The sequence below is a fragment of the Bradyrhizobium sp. GCM10028915 genome, from assembly GCF_042666195.1.
GTDB classification, from domain to species: Bacteria; Pseudomonadota; Alphaproteobacteria; order Rhizobiales; family Xanthobacteraceae; genus Bradyrhizobium; species Bradyrhizobium canariense_D.
The window spans coordinates 252,457-267,474 of record NZ_JBHTFN010000005.1 but is presented as its reverse complement, the minus strand read 5'-3'; the positions used below and the strand labels follow the sequence as shown (position 1 = coordinate 267,474).

Here is a 15,018-nt window from a genome sequence, read left to right as displayed (position 1 = left end):
CTTACTGCCCGTGATCCGTCAGCACCTTGTCGCAGCCCTTGGTGAGCCGCGTACGGTTCTGCTTGAGGCAGGCGAGCACGGCGCCATCGCCATTGTTCATCACCGGACGGCAGAAGCGCGTGACGTCGCGCGCGCAGGCGTCGTGACCGGGCTGCTGCGCTGACGCAGCCGATGCAAACAGGATCAATGGAATGATGCAAAGAAATCTGGTCATCGCGTAATGCCTCTTACCCGGAAGATGTGCGGGCGAAGCTAGAGCGACGATCCCGAAGCCGCAACGGCTTTATTGGCAGACGGGCTTGCGCCGCCGCGGCGCTCCGGCATCACGCCGGGGCACATCGCGAGGGGAGCTAACCGACGCAACGACGCTATCGTTGCTGTTACTGATCGACTCTTATTGACTGTCCTGGGCGTCAGCGACCTTGCGTGACGCGCCGCCCTTGGCGAGATCCTTGTCCATCACCGCACGGCAACCGGCGCTCAGATCCGAACGATGCTTCATCATGCACGCCGTGATCTTCGGGATGTTCGGGATTTCCGACGAGCACAGGCGGAAAGCGTCGCCGGTGCACTGCTGCTGCGCTTCGGACGAGAAGGCGAAGCTCGAGCCGGTCGAGGCGATCGAGAGGATGGCGGCAAAGCCCAGAGCCAGGCTGACGTCGCGGATCTTGCTACTTAAGGACTTGATGTTCAGCGAGTTGGTCATTTGAAGCTCCCATTGGCACCGCGGAAGCGGGCCCGCCGTTGTTGATGGGATTGACCATGCTCCAGCAAAACAGTTCCGACTGTGATGACGGTCACGGGAGGCTCACCCTCTGTGACCTCGGTCACGCTGGCGCACCTCGCTGAAATTCCTCCATATCCGCTGTCGTGTTGGTGTCACGTTAACTGTTCCTTCGCATTAATGGCTCGTCGAGCGGGAAATTCCGCCGGTTTGGTTGCGTAATTGGAAAGAATGGCGATGCGTAATGCGTTGGGCCTGATGCTGGCCAGTGTAGTTGCGGCGGTCGTGATTGCCGCCGGCGGTTGGTTTTATTATTCCTCGCGCGCCGACCAGGCCGCTCCCAAGACGATTGCCGCCCGTGCCGCCGATCCATTGCCGGCACAGGCGAAGCTCGCCGCCAAGGACGACGTCGCGATCACGGCCGCGATTGCGGCCAAGCCGGCGGCAGCCGCCCCGGCGCCCGCACCCGCGCCGATGCCGGTTCAGCAGAAATCGACCTGCGCCAATCCCAACGCGCTCGGCGTCTCCCGCGTGGTCGAGATCGACACCACCGGCGGTCCGGGCTTCGGCTTCGATCATTTCAAGCAGTTCGACTTCCTCACCGACAAGGAGGTCGTGCTGACGTTCGACGACGGCCCCTGGCCGGTCAACACGCCCGCCGTACTGAAGGCGCTCGCGGACGAATGCGCCAAGGGCCTGTTCTTCTCGGTCGGCAAGCATGCGACCTACCACCCGGAGATCCTGCGCCAGGTGCTGGCCCAGGGCCATACGGTCGGCACGCACACCTGGTCGCACGTCAATCTGAACGGCAAGAAGATGACCGAGCAGATGGCCAAGGACGAGGTCGAAAAGGGCATTAGCGCGGTGAAATACGCGCTCGGCACCAACCCGGCGCCGTTCTTCCGCTTCCCGCAGCTCCAGCACAATCCGGCGATCGTGAGCTATTTCGGCACCCGAAACGTCGCGATGTTCTCGACCGATATCGACTCCTTCGATTTCAGGAAGGGCGCCACGCCGGAGAAGATCATCGAGACCGTGATGACCAGGCTCGACAAGCTCGGCAAGGGCATCATCCTGATGCACGACTTCCAGAAGCACACCGGCGAAGCCATGCCCGCGCTGCTCGCGCGGCTGAAGGCGGGCGGCTACAAGATCGTGCAGATGAAGGCCAAGACGACCCTCCAGTCGCTGCCGGAATATGACGAGGCGCTGCTGAAGGACCTAAAGGTGCCGACCTCGAGCGCGCGTCCGATCGGGAGCGTGGTGCAGACGGTTTCGCAGTAACGCGCCCGATCAGATTCAAAACTCTCGCGTGATGGCCGGGCTTGTCCCGGCCATATCCTTTTGAGAGCGGGCATCTTACCAGTAGATGCCATGGCGATGCAGCTCGCTGATGATGCGGCCTTCGGTCCAGCTGCGCTTGTGCTTCGGCTTGTCTGCCTTGGCCGTTGTCTTCGCGGCGGGTTGCGTCGTCGTCGCGGGCGCTGAGGCCGTCGTGGTCGTGGGTGTGGCAACCGCCGCGGGCGCATTGAGCGACACCGCCGGCGGGCGATCGAGATATTTCGGAGCTTCGGCGGCAGGCGCTGCTTCGCTCACCTGCGTCGGCGCGGCGGCAAGCGCCGGCGCCGTTTGCTGAACCGAAGCCGGCTCGCTCACCGCGGACAGCGACAGGCTGCGCGGGCCTCCGGCCTGGGCAGAGGCAGAGACCAGCACCATGGCGGTCACCAGAATGATCTTGCGCATATGAAATCTCCCCGTGTTTGGCGTGAGCTGGACACTGGGGGAGCCGCGCTCGGGGTAATGTGACGCGAATCACGCCGGCGGCATCCCTCGCATCTGTTGATTGGCTAGCGGCGAACACTCAGCTCCCGGATCGCAAAACCGAGGTCGCGGGGATCGCCCGGAAAATGCGTGACGGCATTGGTGTCCAGCTCGACCACGAGCGTTTCGTCGCCTGCAAACTGATCCAGCGGAAATGACAACGGGCCCGCAGGCACGACGCCTTTGTAGATCTCACGCCCATTGATCTTGACCAGGAACTCGTTTCCGGAGATCGGCATCGGCCACAATTCGAGCTTCAATGCGCGCGCCGGCATCACAGGCTTGTTCGGAATCTCGAGACGCGCGCTCGGTGATGCCCATTGCAGCGCACCCCCAGGGGTGATTTCCCTGCCGAAAAGACCGTGCGTTGCGATCCCCGGCGGGGCTTCCGTGCCGACCTCAAGCTCATTGCGCTGCCCATCCATGAATTCGCGCGAAGACCGGTCTGCGGCCACGGATATCAGCCGCTGCCCCGGATTGGCAGTGAGCCGCCCGGACGCCACCAGACAGTCGAACTTTTCAAAACCTTCGGGAAAATACGGCCGCCCCGCCGTGGCGGGCCCGGACATGATTCGCGGCGCCGCCCAGGGCACCCGAAGCTCCGCTGCGAGCCGGCGCAACAAATTGTGCATCATCGGATTCGCAACATCGATGACGAGTGCGTTGCAGCTCCTGATGTCCGCCGACAAGCGATTGTAGTCCCAGTCGAGAGACGTCGCCTTTTGCGCGTTGACCTGCGCGGCGGCGGTCGGAAGCCCCGGAAGACTCGCGCCCACCGCTTGCATCACCAGCAGCGGCCGCAACATGCCAAGGCCGAGGTGAACAGCAACGACGACGACAACGGCGGCGACGGCGCCCGGATTCCACCGATTCGCAGCCAAGGGAACCAAGCGCGCCAAGGGAGCAATGACAAGCGTGAAGAGCATCGGCGTCGCCATGGCCAGGCCCTTGCCCGCGGCCCAACCATGACCGGCCGCGAGAATGGCAATCGGCATGAGGCATCCGGCAAGGCTGCCTGCCAGGAGCCGCGCGACGCTTCCGTCCGGCTCGGCGCGCCAGATCGTCCACGCGGTTCTTGCGATGCCCCTCAACAGCACGAACAGAAAGCCATAGAGCAGCAATTTCCACGCAACCGCCACCGCGGCGGGCCAACCCGCCGACGGCAGCACCGCATAGAGGCCGAGACCCGCAAGCGCGGATTCGACGGGCAATGAGAACCAGGCGTTCGCCAGTTCTCCGATACGACTGTCGGGGCTGCCGATGACATCGAGAAAGTCGCGTCACTGCCGAACAGGTAGCGCTGATAGTATTTCCACCAGTCGGGCGGGTTGATCGCTGCATGACTCAGCTGGCGGACGACATAGGCAACCGTGCCGGACCAGAGCGGGATGCACGCGAGCAGCGATATTCCCACACCTGCCGCCAGGCCTGACGCAGCACGGGCAAGGCCTTGCGCGAGGCGCGATGCCAGCAGCCCATCGCGGCCGCAACCGCCGCGGCGAGACCGTAGATCGTCAGCGATTCCGGATAGAGAAAGAACGCGCCTGTCATCAACGCCGCAAAGACCGCTCCCAACCGCATGATCGAGCCGGGCATTTGCCCAAAGCGATTGCGATCGAAGGCGAACGCCACGAATGCGAGCAGAAGCAGGAAGATCGGCTGCGTCGCAAGTTGAGACCAGGCGTTGGTATCGAAGACGTACTGTTCGAAGAAGCCGATCGTGAGCGCGGCGGCGCACGCAAACGCCAGCCAGCGCCGCATCGAGAGCGCGTTGACAAAGACGAACAGCGCGGCAAACAGCATGTTGAGCTGCATGCCGACCATATACGGATAGGCGTAATCGACGACATCGCCGCGACTGATAGCGGCGATTGCCGCATGGATCATCGACACGGCGCCGCGATAGTCGACGAACTTCAGTGCCATCACTGAAATTGGATTGGAGTTCGGCTCGTCCGCGCCCTGGATGGCCAGGGTTGCGTAGTCGAGCACGCGATACGAGACCGACGATCCCACGTACAACATATGATCGTAGACGTTGGCCTGGAAAACGCGGAAGCGCGCGCCTCCGGTCCAGCCGGGAGCAAGACACACCATCGCAATAGCCGTGATCGCTATCGCCATCGCGAGCCATCGTCCGGGCGATGGCTCAGGCCGCCGACGCAGCGCCGGGAAGCGTATTGCAGCGGCAATGACAAGACCGGCGATTGCCATCGCAGGCAACGTCACCCACGGAGCGACGCCGGAGAGATACAGGACCGCGGTACCTGCGGCGAGAAGGCCGAAGCCAAGCGGCGGCGCGAGCGCCCAGCGCACAGCAAACTGGTCCGACGGCAGAAGCAGGGAGAACGGAAGACCAATGGCGCCGGACGTCAGCGCGACGAGCCCAACCACCAGGATATCGTGCATGCTGCCTCGCGCCGCCCCGTTGCCTGTAGTTTCGGCCGTCCGGACGCGCTGTCAATCCAAGGCAAATGACCAAAGCGCGCGACACGCGGGCCGCGAAGCATTTGGCTCGTCAGCTTCATGCACTATGATCTGGGATATTTCGACCTGGAGCAGAAAACCCTGCAACGTCTCGACAACGAGGCTGTCACCCATGTCTTAGGTACGTTCCGTTACCCATGTCTTCGGGCCGGACAATCAAGGCGCTGGTGCCGCAAGAGGGATTCGAACCCCCGACCCCGTCATTACGAATGACGTGCTCTACCAACTGAGCTATTGCGGCGAACCGTGCCGGGGCCCGCGCGAGGCCGGTCCCGTTACGCGCGCTCCTGATATCGGGCATGGCCCGAATTGGCAAGGTGGAGCCGGCTCCCATATGCCGCTCACCCGCCCCAGCGAGACCAGAATCCGCGCCAGCCGCCGGCCTGGGCCTTTGCGTGGTCCCTGGGCGTGCCGATTTGTTCCGTAAATTCATCGCTCGGGCCCTCGTCGTCGATACCGGGATCATCCGGGGCGCGGACGATCGGGATGACGGCGGGAATAGGTGCTTGTGCAGGTTTGCCGAGGTCGGCGCGGGTCCGGAACACCGGCGTTGCCGCCGCGGACGATGATTCGGCGATCTCAGGGGCCGGTTTGAGCGGCTCGGCGGGCGTGACGACCGGCTCTTCCTTGACGGTTTCTTTGGCGGTCTCCTCGACGGCTTCCTTTAAGATTTCCTGGGCTTCAAGGGGCGGCGAATTGTCCTGCGGAGCGGGCACCGGATCCGGCGCCATGACAGCCGGTTCCACCGGGCTCTCGCTCGGGGCCGCCGTCACCCGCTTCGGCGGCGGAGCCGCCAGCATCGCTTCCTCGAAGGCCGAGGATTCGATCATGGCGCCTTTGTCGGAAGGAAGACTCGCGACTGGCGTTTGCCACTGGAAGGCGTCAAGACGGCCGGTGACCGGGGAAACCGGACGCCAGCGGTCGCTGACATAACCGTCCGCAGTCCAGGCCGGATCATGGCGGGCGCGCACCGCGCGCAAGGTCCAGGCGCGGGCCCGGCCGCCGTCACCATGCTCGGTCCGCTCGATCTCGGCCATCAGCAACGCCACGCGCTGGGTGGGATCGTTGACGTAAGGCGCCAGCACCGCGCGCGCACGGGCAAACTCGGACGCATCGATCGCGGCGCGCGCGATCGCCAGCTGGCCCTCGATATAGCCAGCCTTGTCGGCAGAAATCTTGGCCGCAAGCGTCTCGACCCGCTGCAGGCGCTGCCGCGCGGAATCGCCGAGCTTCACATGCGCATAGGCATCCGCAAGATCAGGATGCGGATTGGCGAGCCAGGCGGTTTCCACCAGCTTCATGGCGCGGCGCACCTGATGCGCCTCGCTCTCGAATTTTGCAGCGAGCACTGCGGCCGGAACCAGGGTCGGCGCGAGCTTGACCGCCTGCATCACGCTCTCGCGCGCGACGTCGCGGTCCATTGTTTCCAATTCCAGCGCGCGAGCGGCGAGCAGCACGCCGCGCTGGCGGCGATAGGCCTGCTTGTCGATCAGGCCCGCGGACAGATTCGAATCGAGGATCGCGAGCGCGCCGCTCCAGTCGCCGCGCGCGCAGCGGAAGCCGAGCACCGCATGCGAGGCCCAGGTCGAGGACGGCGACAGCTTGATCGCTCCCTCGGCGATCATCACGGCGCCGACCGCATCGTCGGCGCGCTGCGCCTCGATGAACAGGCCGCGCAGGCCGAGCAGGCGCGTGTCCTCGCGCTCGGCCATGGCACGGAAGACGCGCTGGGCCTCGTCGCGATTGCCCTCGAGCTGCGCCGATTGCGCATGCAAGAGAAGCGCGAGCGGATCGTTTGCGGCCAGCCGCCGCGCGGTATCGGCGTGGCGACGGGCAAGCGCGGTGTCGCCATGGCCGATCGCAAGCAGGCCGTGGGTGATGGCGTGGCGGCCGCGAGCATGGCGCTTTTCGTGACGACGGCGGCGCAGACGCCCCGGAGCGCGCCAGGCCATCGTCAGCAGGCTCCAGACCAGCACGACTGCCGCGGCAAAGAGACCAAGCAAGAACACGAAGCGGGGAAGCGTCGTTGTGGCGCGGAAAGCGCCCGCAGTCAGGACGAGGTCGCCGGGCTGATCGGCAACCCAGGCCGCGCCGGCCGCCGCCAGTGCGATCAGAACGAGGAAGAGGACGATGCGAAGCATGACGATCCCTATACGCGCTGATTGTTGCGCGAACCTTTATTGACCAGGCTTGACGAGATCCGCCATGGCGGCGTCGGCGAATTTGCGTGACGCGGCGAGCGCGGCGTCACGGGCATCGGTCTTGTCGAGCCAAGCTTGCGCCGGTGCACGATCGGCCTCGGGCAGCGTTTTCAACTCGCGCCGCGCCTCGACGAAATCGTTGCGCAACGCAGCCGCCGTCACCCGCGCGACGATCGCGCCGCGATCGTTGCCGACCCCGTCGGTACGCTCGATGCGGACGAGTTTCGACGCCCCCGCCTGAAGGCGCTCGACGATTCCGGTGCCGCTGGCCGGAGCTTCCGCCGGCGGCGACAATTTTGGCACGATGTTGAGGAGCTCGCGACTCAAGGCGACCGGCGTCGGAATGCCTGACGACGCAAAGGTGTCGAGCGGCTTCAGCATCTCCGGCTTTGCTGCCAGCGACCGCGCGGCGGCGAGCTGCGACTCGTAGGCATCGCCGTGGCGAACGGCGACGTCGAGCAGGGCCGCCGCCACCACATGGCGCAGCGGCTTGTCGTCCATCGTTTTCGCGTCGGCGATCTTCTCGCTTTGCTGTGCGAGTTCCGCACGTTCGGTCTTGCTGGCACGTTCGAGCTGAGCGAGGCGGTCGTTGAGAGCGGCAAGATCGGGCGCGGCAGCGCGCGGCGCCGATGTCGCGTCGTTCAGGGCGCTGGCAGTCTTGTCGGATTGTGCGCGCAGATTGGCGATCTCGCTGCGCAGGCTCGTTGCGGATTTCTCCAGCGCATCGATCCGCGCCACCATGGCTGGATCGGCGGCCGGCTTGCCCGTCTTGGCTTCGACCGCGGCCACGCGCCCGCTCAGCGCCTCGACGGTTGCGCCCGTCACTTGCGGAGCAGCCGGCGGCGCCTGCACGGCAGGCCAGCCCAGCATCCAGCCGACCGCGATCACGATTGCGGCTGCGACGGCGCCGGAGAACGGAGCGATAACCCAGGGTGAAATCGACGGCGATACCGACGCGGACGCAACGGAAGACTCTTCTTCGGCAGGTTCGGGCTGCGGCGCGGCAATAGCTTCTTCGGACCTTACCTCTTGAGACTTTTCCTCTTGAGACTTTTCCTCTTGAGACTTGCCCTCTTCAGATTTGGCTTGCTCATGCGCGGCCTGTTCGGTCGCTGCCCCAGCCTCAGGCTCGCCCGTCACCTGCTGCGGCTGAGTCGAGACTTCCGTCGCCTCGAGGTCGATGGTGGGCGGGATGCGCTTGGCGCGGCCGGACTCGGGAGCCAATCCTGCGTCTTCAGGCTTGTCGTCGGCCATCGTGACGGTTCCTCACACTTACCTGCCCTAAACGAACGGACCCGATTGCGTCGGATTCGGCCCGACCTCTTACGCCAAACGGGTGCGCAAAGCACGCTCCAAGGTGTCAAATAAGGCATTTTCGTCCGGCGTCGCCGCCACCAGAACCTGCGAGGCACCGGCCTCGCGCAGTACGCCGGCGACCGTCTCGGACAGGCAGCACTGCGGGATCGCCAGAGCCGAGATTTCGACACCTTCCGCCCGCGCGGCCTCCAGGAAAGCCCGCGCGCTGCGCCGGGAGTAGTGCAGCACCGCCTCGATCCCATGGGCGGCAAAGCCTTCACAGACATCGCGCGGCAACAGCTTGACTGGCGCCATGCGATAGGTCGTCTGCGTGATGACGATGAAGCCTTCGGCGCCCAGCTCCCCGCCGAGGTCGCGCGACAGATCCGCGCCCGCGAGATAGAGCAACGTGCTCTTTTTCTTCAGCCGCTTGTCGCGCGCGCTCTGCATCACCTTGTCGCGCAGGGCAGCGGCATCGCCACCGGCGACGATCACCTCGGCAAAACCGGCATCGCGCCCGGCGGCAGCCGTGTGCTCGCCGACCGCGAACAGCGGCAGCTGCAGGAGACCAAGGTCCGGTAATTGCGATGCGACGCCACGGATCGCATTGGCCGATGTGACAATGACGGCGCTGTAGCTCGTTTCACTCTCGTCATGGAAGGCGACCGGCTCGAACTTGAGCACCGGCGCGAGCAGCACCACATGCCCCCGTGCACGCAGATTTTGCGACGTCGCCTCATTGTCGGGATGCGGCCGTGTGACAAGAATGGACATCGCTTGTGTTCCCGAACCACGTGGCGGTGGCGCTTTCACGAGGAACGGCAGCGCGTGACGATTGCGTTGGCCGACCCCGGAATGCTACCGGACGTACCAGAACTCTGCTTTGCGGATGAGCGCAAGGGGCGGGAAGGGCGCAAATTGGATAACAATTCGCCAATGCTGGTACTGGGCATCGAAACCACCTGCGACGAAACCGCCGCGGCGGTGATCGAGCGTGCGCCTGACGGCAGCGGCAATATCCTGTCCAATATCGTGTGGTCGCAGGTCGAGGAGCATGCCCGCTTCGGCGGCGTGGTACCGGAGATCGCGGCCCGCGCCCATGTCGACCTGCTCGACGGCATCATCGACCGCGCCATGACTGAGGCCGGCATCGACTTCGCCCAGCTCGACGGTGTCGCGGCCGCCGCGGGCCCGGGACTGATCGGCGGCGTCATCGTCGGGCTCACCACCGCGAAGGCGATCGCGATGGTGCACGACACGCCGCTGGTCGCGGTGAACCATCTGGAAGCGCATGCGCTGACACCGCGCCTGACCGACGCACTCGAATTTCCCTATTGCCTGTTTCTCGCCTCGGGCGGCCATACCCAGATCGTTGCCGTCACCGGCGTCGGACAGTATGTGCGGCTCGGCACCACCGTCGACGATGCGATCGGCGAAGCCTTCGACAAGGTGGCGAAGATGCTGGGGCTGCCCTATCCGGGTGGCCCGCAGGTCGAGCGCGCGGCAGCCAACGGCGATGCCGCGCGATTTGCGTTTCCGCGGCCGCTGCAGGGACGCCCCGACGCCAACTTCTCACTCTCGGGATTGAAGACAGCGGTGCGCAACGAAGCAAGCCGGTTGGCCGAGATCACACCGCAGGACGTCAACGATCTCTGCGCGAGCTTCCAGGCCGCCGTGCTCGACTCCACCGCCGACCGGCTGAGCGTCGGCCTGAAACTCTTCCGCGAGCAGTTCGGTGCACCGCGTGCGCTGGTGGCGGCCGGCGGTGTCGCCGCCAATCAGGCGATCCGCGGCGCGCTGCATGACGTTGCGAGGAAAGCCGGAACACAATTGATCATGCCGCCGCCGGCGCTCTGCACCGACAATGGTGCAATGATCGCCTGGGCCGGCGCGGAACGTCTCGCGCTAGGCATGACCGACACGATGGAAGCACAGCCTCGCGCGCGCTGGCTGCTCGATGCGAACGCGACGGCACCGGCCGGATACGGCAAGACACGCGCGGGATTCTAGCAATGACAGCGTTCCGATCTGTCGCGGTGATCGGCGCGGGCGCCTGGGGCACGGCGCTGGCGATGGTGGCGGCGCGGGCCGGACGGAACGTGACGCTGTGTGCGCGCAATTCCGAGCACGCGACGCGAATCGCATCGAGCCGCGACAATCCGCGGCTGCCGGGCGTGCGGCTTGCGCCGGAGATCATCGTCACGAGCGACCTGGCCCTCGCCGCACGCGCGGACATGCTGCTGATCGCAGTGCCCGCGCAGCATCTGCGCGGTGCTGTCAACATGCTCGCCTCGCACCTGGAAAAGCCGGTGCCGATCGTTGCCTGCGCCAAGGGCATCGAGCACGGCACCCATAAATTCATGACCGACGTGATCGCCGAGGCCGCGCCTCACGCGCAGCCGGCGATCCTGTCGGGCCCGAGCTTTGCCGACGATGTCGCGCGTGGCCTGCCGACGGCGGTGACGCTGGCCGCAAAGGACGACGCCTTGGCGAGCCACCTGGTGCAGGCGCTGGGCTCGCCGACGTTCCGGCCCTATCACTCCACCGATGTCCGCGGCGTCGAGATCGGCGGCGCCGCCAAGAACGTGCTGGCGATCGCGGTCGGCATCGCGGTCGGGCGCAAGCTCGGCGCTTCCGCCCAGGCCGCACTTACCACCCGCGCCTTTGCCGAGCTGACACGCCTCGGCCGCGCGCTCGGCGCACGCAGCGAAACACTCACGGGCTTGTCTGGCCTCGGCGATCTGATCCTGACCTGCTCGAGCCCACAATCGCGCAATTTTGCGCTCGGCCTGTCGCTTGGCCGCAGCGAGCAGCCGCCCGCCGGCAAGCTTGCCGAAGGCGAATTCACCGCGCCGGTACTGATCGAGCTCGCGGCTTCGCAAAACATCGAAATGCCAGTATCGGAAGCCGTCGCATCGATCCTGACCGGCAGAAGCACGATCGACGCCGCGATCTCGGGGCTCATGACGCGACCTTTCAAGGCGGAGGAATGAACATGGCGTACTGGCTGGTGAAATCCGAACCATCGGTGTGGTCCTGGGACCAGCAGGTGGCGAAAGGCGCCAAGGGCGAAGCCTGGACCGGCGTGCGCAATTACACCGCGCGCCAGAACCTCGTCGCCATGAAGAAGGGCGACAAGGCGTTCTTCTATCATTCCAACGAGGGCAAGGAGATCGTCGGCATCGCGGAGATTATCAAGGAAGCCTACCCCGATCCGACCGACAAGACCGAGAAATTCGTCTGCGTCGACATCAAGGCCGACAAGCCGTTGAAGATTCCGGTGACGATGGCCGCGATCAAGGCCGAGAAGAAACTCGCCGACATGGCGCTGGTGAAATATTCGCGCCTTTCGGTGCAGCCGGTGACGGCCGAGGAATGGAAGCTCGTCTGCAAGATGGGCGGGATGTAGGCTTAGGTGCTGTAGCCCGGATGAGCGAAGCAATATCCCGGACTACTGCTGCGATCCCGCATGTCGCTACGCTCATCCGGGCTACGATGTCGGAGCTTGCGTCTCCGGCAGCGCAAACACCTCGCATGGCGAGGCGATGCCCCGCAGCGAATGCGATCCGAGCGCGATCAGAGGCATGTCGGTCTCGGCGGCGAGCGCGCCCGACACCAGCACGGTTCTGCCGAACGGCTTGCACAATCCTTCGAGCCGGCTGGCGAGATTGACGGCGGGACCGATCGCGGTGAAATCCAGCCGATTGGCGGCACCGATATTACCCCATAGCATCTCGCCGAGATGCAGCGCCGCGCCGAACGCGAGCGGCGGCAGACCTTGAGCACGGCGCTCCGCGTTGAGATACACCATCCCGGCTTCGGCTGCGCGCGCGGCACGCAGAGTTGCATCGGACGCTTGGCGCGGTGACGGCCCGACCACCGGAAAGATCGCGAGCACACCGTCGCCGATGAATTTCAGCACCTCGCCGCCGAAGGCGTGGACCGCGCCGGCGATGCGATCGAACCAGGCATCGAGCGCCGCGATGACCTCGGCAGGCGGATTGGTTTCCGATAGGAGCGTGAAGTTGCGCAAATCGGCATAGAGCAGCGCGGCCTGTATGGTCTCGCCGAGGTCGCGCCGCAGGGGTGCCGCCAGCACCCGCTCCGCACTGCGCTTGCCGAGATAGGCATCCAGCGTCGCGCGCAACGTTGCACGCGCGGCAAGTACGGCAAGGGGTGTAGCGGCAAAGCGCGCGGCCTGGCGCAATTGCTCGGTCTCGTCCGCGGTGAACGGACGCGGCCCGATCCAGCCGAGCAACGGCCCGTCGGGCCGTCCGACCAAATCTTCGTGCACTTCACCCTCCGCGATGTCGCGCAGCCAGCGGCGGCCGGCATCGTTGGGCGGGTCGGGCGCGAGGCCGCCTGGTGCGAAGCCGAGCGCTTCGATCACCCGGCCGTTCTCCGCGCGCCACAACCAGGTCCGTTTCGCGATCAGCGGATGTGGCACCTCCAGCGTCAGGCTGCCCGCCGCAAGCGGCACGCCATCGGCGACCAGATGTGCGCCAAGGTCCGCGAGCAGGCGGTCGGCGCCGGCGCTATCGGCGGCGGCATCGACAAGCCAGGCGAGTGTCGGCGAGAGGTGCATGGCCCGATCATGACGAAGGCAGGCGGTCTTTGTCACGGGCAATCCTTGACGGGCCGCTCGAGCGCCGCCATGTCCCAGTGTCAGCCCAGGGGTGATCGTCGATGACCGAACCGTTCATAGTGCGACGCGAGACCCAGATCGCGGCCCCACGCGCCACCGTTTTCGCCTACCTGACCGACCCCGAGAAGATTTTGAGCTGGATGGGTTCCGACGCGACCACGGAGCCACATCCCGGCGGGCTGTATCTGCTCAAAGGCATCGGCCCCCGCGGCGGCGTTGCCCGCGGCGCATTCCGCGAAGTCGTGCCGGTGCATCGGCTCGCCTACACGTTTGGATGGGAGGGCGGCCAGGAAGTGCCGCCCGGCTCAAGCCTGATCGAGATCGACCTGATCGAACGCGACGGCGGCACATTGCTGCGCATGACCCATAGCGGGCTGCCGACCGAGGAACAGGCGGCCGCCCACGCGACGGGATGGGCGCACTATCTGGGACGGCTCACGGCGGCAGCCGCGGGCGGCGATCCCGGTCCCGACAACGGCGTTTCCAACAAGGCGTAACGACGCCGAGGTCAGACCGCCGCGGTCGCCACCACCTGCTGCAAAAGCTGCTCGCGCCTGGCCTGCGAGCGCTGGCCCTTCATGGTCGCGGCGAAGCGTTCCAGGATGCCGTCCTCGAACGCGGTGACGATGGTATCGTGAACATAGCTCTTGCGGCAGATCGCCGGCGTGTTGGAGAGCTGGTCGGCAGCGCCGCGGATCGCCTCCAGCACCTGCTTCTTGCGGCCGCGCTGGCTGGTCGCCGGCGTGATCCGCGACAGCGATTCCACGACGACGGCAGAGGCCATCAGCGTGCGGAAATCCTTCAGCGAGATCTTGATGCCGGCGATCTCGCGCAGAAACGCGTTCACCTGCGTGGTGCTGACCGCGCGCACGATGCCATAGGGATCGCGATACTGGAACATGCGCTTGCCGGGAACGCCCTGCAAGATCCCGATGGCGCGCACGAGCTTGGCCGCGTCGCACTCCTTGCGCACCGCCTTGCCGCCCTTCGCCTTGAAGGTCAGCACGAAGCTGTCGTCTTCCAGCGAGACGTTGGACTTCAGCAGCGTGGTGGCGCCGCGGGTGCCGTTGAGACGGGCATAGGATTCGTTGCCGGGGCGGATCGCGGTGCGCGCGATCAATTCGATGACGGCGGAGAGCGCGAACTCGCGGGTCGGCTCGTCGCCCGACAGGAACGCCGAGACCTTGCGCCGGATCTTGGGCAGCGCGCCGACGAGCTTTTCCAGGCGATGCGCCTTGCGTTGCTCGCGGACCTTCTCCCAATCGGCGTGATAGCGATATTGCAGCCGGCCCGCGGCATCGCGTCCCACTGCCTGGAGATGCGTGCTCGGATCGGCCGAGTAGCGCACCTCGCGATAGGCCGGCGGCACCGCCATCGAATGCAGCCGCCGAATGGTGCGGGCATCGCGGATGTGGACGCCGTTAGGCCGCACGAACGAATAGCCCTTGCCGCGCCTGACGCGGCGGATGGTCAGCTCGTTCTGGTCGCCGAGCCGCAGGCCCAGTTCCTTGGCGAGGGCCTCGACCGTCGTCGACGGCGCCGCGTCGAACACTTTCTTCGGGCTGGGACGGCCGGAACCGGCCGGTTTCGGCCATTGTCCGAGGGCTTTGGCCAGCGCGATGGCTGCAGGATCGGCTGAAGCGGGCCGTATCGTCCCGAGATTCTGCTGATCCATCATAGTCTTATGCCTTAGCCCTGTCTGTTGTCGGTCAATGCCGCTGTTCTGATTTTTGTTCCAAGGGGTCTCGTTGGACCCGGGTTGGCCATTTAGGGTGTTCCGAACCGCATTGCGAGTCCCGAATCAGTGAGAGGCGGTTTCTAAATACCTCTGCTGAATGCATGGC

15 protein-coding genes and 1 tRNA gene are annotated in these 15,018 nt (G+C 65.5%); 5 read left to right on the top strand and 11 right to left on the bottom strand.

Going from position 1 to position 15,018, the window contains the following annotated elements:
* Position 1: 1 nt before the first annotated feature.
* Entirely contained in the window at positions 2–214 is a 213-nt protein-coding gene (locus ACFQX9_RS04865) for a hypothetical protein (RefSeq protein ID WP_085348531.1), read from the bottom strand.
* Between the two features lie 180 nt (positions 215–394).
* The gene (locus ACFQX9_RS04860; RefSeq protein ID WP_018459734.1) at positions 395–706 is read right to left on the bottom strand and encodes a hypothetical protein; all 312 of its coding nucleotides are present in this window, start codon (positions 704–706) and stop codon (positions 395–397) included.
* Positions 707–961: 255 nt separating this feature from the next.
* Between ACFQX9_RS04860 and ACFQX9_RS04855 the strand changes: the two genes are divergently transcribed.
* A complete protein-coding gene (locus ACFQX9_RS04855; protein WP_085348538.1) occupies positions 962–2,008 on the top strand; it encodes a polysaccharide deacetylase family protein in 1,047 nt (348 codons plus the stop codon).
* Between the two features lie 75 nt (positions 2,009–2,083).
* Here ACFQX9_RS04855 and ACFQX9_RS04850 read toward each other — a convergent pair whose 3' ends face one another.
* The 7 genes from ACFQX9_RS04850 to ACFQX9_RS04820 all read right to left on the bottom strand — a co-directional run bounded on the left by ACFQX9_RS04850 (position 2,084) and on the right by ACFQX9_RS04820 (position 9,303).
* A complete protein-coding gene (locus ACFQX9_RS04850; protein WP_085348532.1) occupies positions 2,084–2,467 on the bottom strand; it encodes a hypothetical protein in 384 nt (127 codons plus the stop codon).
* A gap of 104 nt (positions 2,468–2,571) precedes the next feature.
* Entirely contained in the window at positions 2,572–3,714 is a 1,143-nt protein-coding gene (locus ACFQX9_RS04845) for a hypothetical protein (RefSeq protein WP_377786835.1), read from the bottom strand.
* A 175-nt stretch (positions 3,715–3,889) separates the two neighbouring features.
* Complete coding sequence (locus ACFQX9_RS04840; RefSeq protein ID WP_085354594.1) at positions 3,890–4,954, bottom strand: hypothetical protein; 1,065 nt, start codon at positions 4,952–4,954, stop codon at positions 3,890–3,892.
* 243 nt (positions 4,955–5,197) lie between these two features.
* Positions 5,198–5,273 (bottom strand) — tRNA-Thr (locus tag ACFQX9_RS04835).
* Positions 5,274–5,373: 100 nt separating this feature from the next.
* A complete protein-coding gene (locus tag ACFQX9_RS04830; RefSeq protein WP_377786833.1) occupies positions 5,374–7,173 on the bottom strand; it encodes a heme biosynthesis HemY N-terminal domain-containing protein in 1,800 nt (599 codons plus the stop codon).
* A gap of 36 nt (positions 7,174–7,209) precedes the next feature.
* Positions 7,210–8,487 (bottom strand): COG4223 family protein, encoded by a 1,278-nt coding sequence (locus ACFQX9_RS04825; protein WP_377786831.1) that lies wholly within the window; start codon positions 8,485–8,487, stop codon positions 7,210–7,212.
* Positions 8,488–8,556: 69 nt separating this feature from the next.
* The gene (locus ACFQX9_RS04820; protein WP_377786829.1) at positions 8,557–9,303 is read right to left on the bottom strand and encodes a uroporphyrinogen-III synthase; all 747 of its coding nucleotides are present in this window, start codon (positions 9,301–9,303) and stop codon (positions 8,557–8,559) included.
* 162 nt (positions 9,304–9,465) lie between these two features.
* Between ACFQX9_RS04820 and tsaD the strand changes: the two genes are divergently transcribed.
* The 3 genes from tsaD to ACFQX9_RS04805 are packed head-to-tail and all read left to right on the top strand — an operon-like array spanning position 9,466 to position 11,938.
* A complete protein-coding gene (gene tsaD, locus ACFQX9_RS04815) occupies positions 9,466–10,539 on the top strand; it encodes a tRNA (adenosine(37)-N6)-threonylcarbamoyltransferase complex transferase subunit TsaD (protein WP_085349209.1) in 1,074 nt (357 codons plus the stop codon).
* 2 nt (positions 10,540–10,541) lie between these two features.
* Positions 10,542–11,522, top strand: coding sequence for an NAD(P)H-dependent glycerol-3-phosphate dehydrogenase (locus tag ACFQX9_RS04810; RefSeq protein WP_377786827.1), 981 nt, complete (start codon positions 10,542–10,544; stop codon positions 11,520–11,522).
* 2 nt (positions 11,523–11,524) lie between these two features.
* Entirely contained in the window at positions 11,525–11,938 is a 414-nt protein-coding gene (locus ACFQX9_RS04805; RefSeq protein ID WP_026233864.1) for an EVE domain-containing protein, read from the top strand.
* Positions 11,939–12,019: 81 nt separating this feature from the next.
* On the opposite strand, the gene ACFQX9_RS04800 is transcribed toward ACFQX9_RS04805, so the two are convergent.
* Positions 12,020–13,114, bottom strand: coding sequence for an adenylate/guanylate cyclase domain-containing protein (locus ACFQX9_RS04800; RefSeq protein WP_085384731.1), 1,095 nt, complete (start codon positions 13,112–13,114; stop codon positions 12,020–12,022).
* Between the two features lie 101 nt (positions 13,115–13,215).
* On the opposite strand from ACFQX9_RS04800, the gene ACFQX9_RS04795 reads away from it, so the two are divergent.
* Positions 13,216–13,671 (top strand): SRPBCC domain-containing protein, encoded by a 456-nt coding sequence (locus ACFQX9_RS04795; RefSeq protein ID WP_018459696.1) that lies wholly within the window; start codon positions 13,216–13,218, stop codon positions 13,669–13,671.
* 11 nt (positions 13,672–13,682) lie between these two features.
* Here the strand turns inward: ACFQX9_RS04795 and ACFQX9_RS04790 are convergent, their stop codons facing one another.
* On the bottom strand, positions 13,683–14,852 hold the full coding sequence (locus tag ACFQX9_RS04790; RefSeq protein WP_018459695.1) for a DNA topoisomerase IB: 1,170 nt from the start codon (positions 14,850–14,852) through the stop codon (positions 13,683–13,685).
* Between the last annotated feature and the right edge of the window lie 166 nt (positions 14,853–15,018).

What these genes read in the sequence shown, in the direction of transcription:
- ACFQX9_RS04865 (WP_085348531.1), bottom strand. Translation starts at nt 214, where the DNA reads ATGACCAGATTTCTTTGCATCATTCCATTGATCCTGTTTGCATCGGCT.
- ACFQX9_RS04860 (WP_018459734.1), bottom strand. Translation starts at nt 706, where the DNA reads ATGACCAACTCGCTGAACATCAAGTCCTTAAGTAGCAAGATCCGCGAC.
- ACFQX9_RS04855 (WP_085348538.1), top strand. Translation starts at nt 962, where the DNA reads ATGCGTAATGCGTTGGGCCTGATGCTGGCCAGTGTAGTTGCGGCGGTC.
- ACFQX9_RS04850 (WP_085348532.1), bottom strand. Translation starts at nt 2,467, where the DNA reads ATGCGCAAGATCATTCTGGTGACCGCCATGGTGCTGGTCTCTGCCTCT.
- ACFQX9_RS04840 (WP_085354594.1), bottom strand. Translation starts at nt 4,954, where the DNA reads ATGCACGATATCCTGGTGGTTGGGCTCGTCGCGCTGACGTCCGGCGCC.
- ACFQX9_RS04830 (WP_377786833.1), bottom strand. Translation starts at nt 7,173, where the DNA reads ATGCTTCGCATCGTCCTCTTCCTCGTTCTGATCGCACTGGCGGCGGCC.
- ACFQX9_RS04825 (WP_377786831.1), bottom strand. Translation starts at nt 8,487, where the DNA reads ATGGCCGACGACAAGCCTGAAGACGCAGGATTGGCTCCCGAGTCCGGC.
- ACFQX9_RS04820 (WP_377786829.1), bottom strand. Translation starts at nt 9,303, where the DNA reads ATGTCCATTCTTGTCACACGGCCGCATCCCGACAATGAGGCGACGTCG.
- tsaD (WP_085349209.1), top strand. Translation starts at nt 9,466, where the DNA reads ATGCTGGTACTGGGCATCGAAACCACCTGCGACGAAACCGCCGCGGCG.
- ACFQX9_RS04810 (WP_377786827.1), top strand. Translation starts at nt 10,542, where the DNA reads ATGACAGCGTTCCGATCTGTCGCGGTGATCGGCGCGGGCGCCTGGGGC.
- ACFQX9_RS04805 (WP_026233864.1), top strand. Translation starts at nt 11,525, where the DNA reads ATGGCGTACTGGCTGGTGAAATCCGAACCATCGGTGTGGTCCTGGGAC.
- ACFQX9_RS04800 (WP_085384731.1), bottom strand. Translation starts at nt 13,114, where the DNA reads ATGCACCTCTCGCCGACACTCGCCTGGCTTGTCGATGCCGCCGCCGAT.
- ACFQX9_RS04795 (WP_018459696.1), top strand. Translation starts at nt 13,216, where the DNA reads ATGACCGAACCGTTCATAGTGCGACGCGAGACCCAGATCGCGGCCCCA.
- ACFQX9_RS04790 (WP_018459695.1), bottom strand. Translation starts at nt 14,852, where the DNA reads ATGATGGATCAGCAGAATCTCGGGACGATACGGCCCGCTTCAGCCGAT.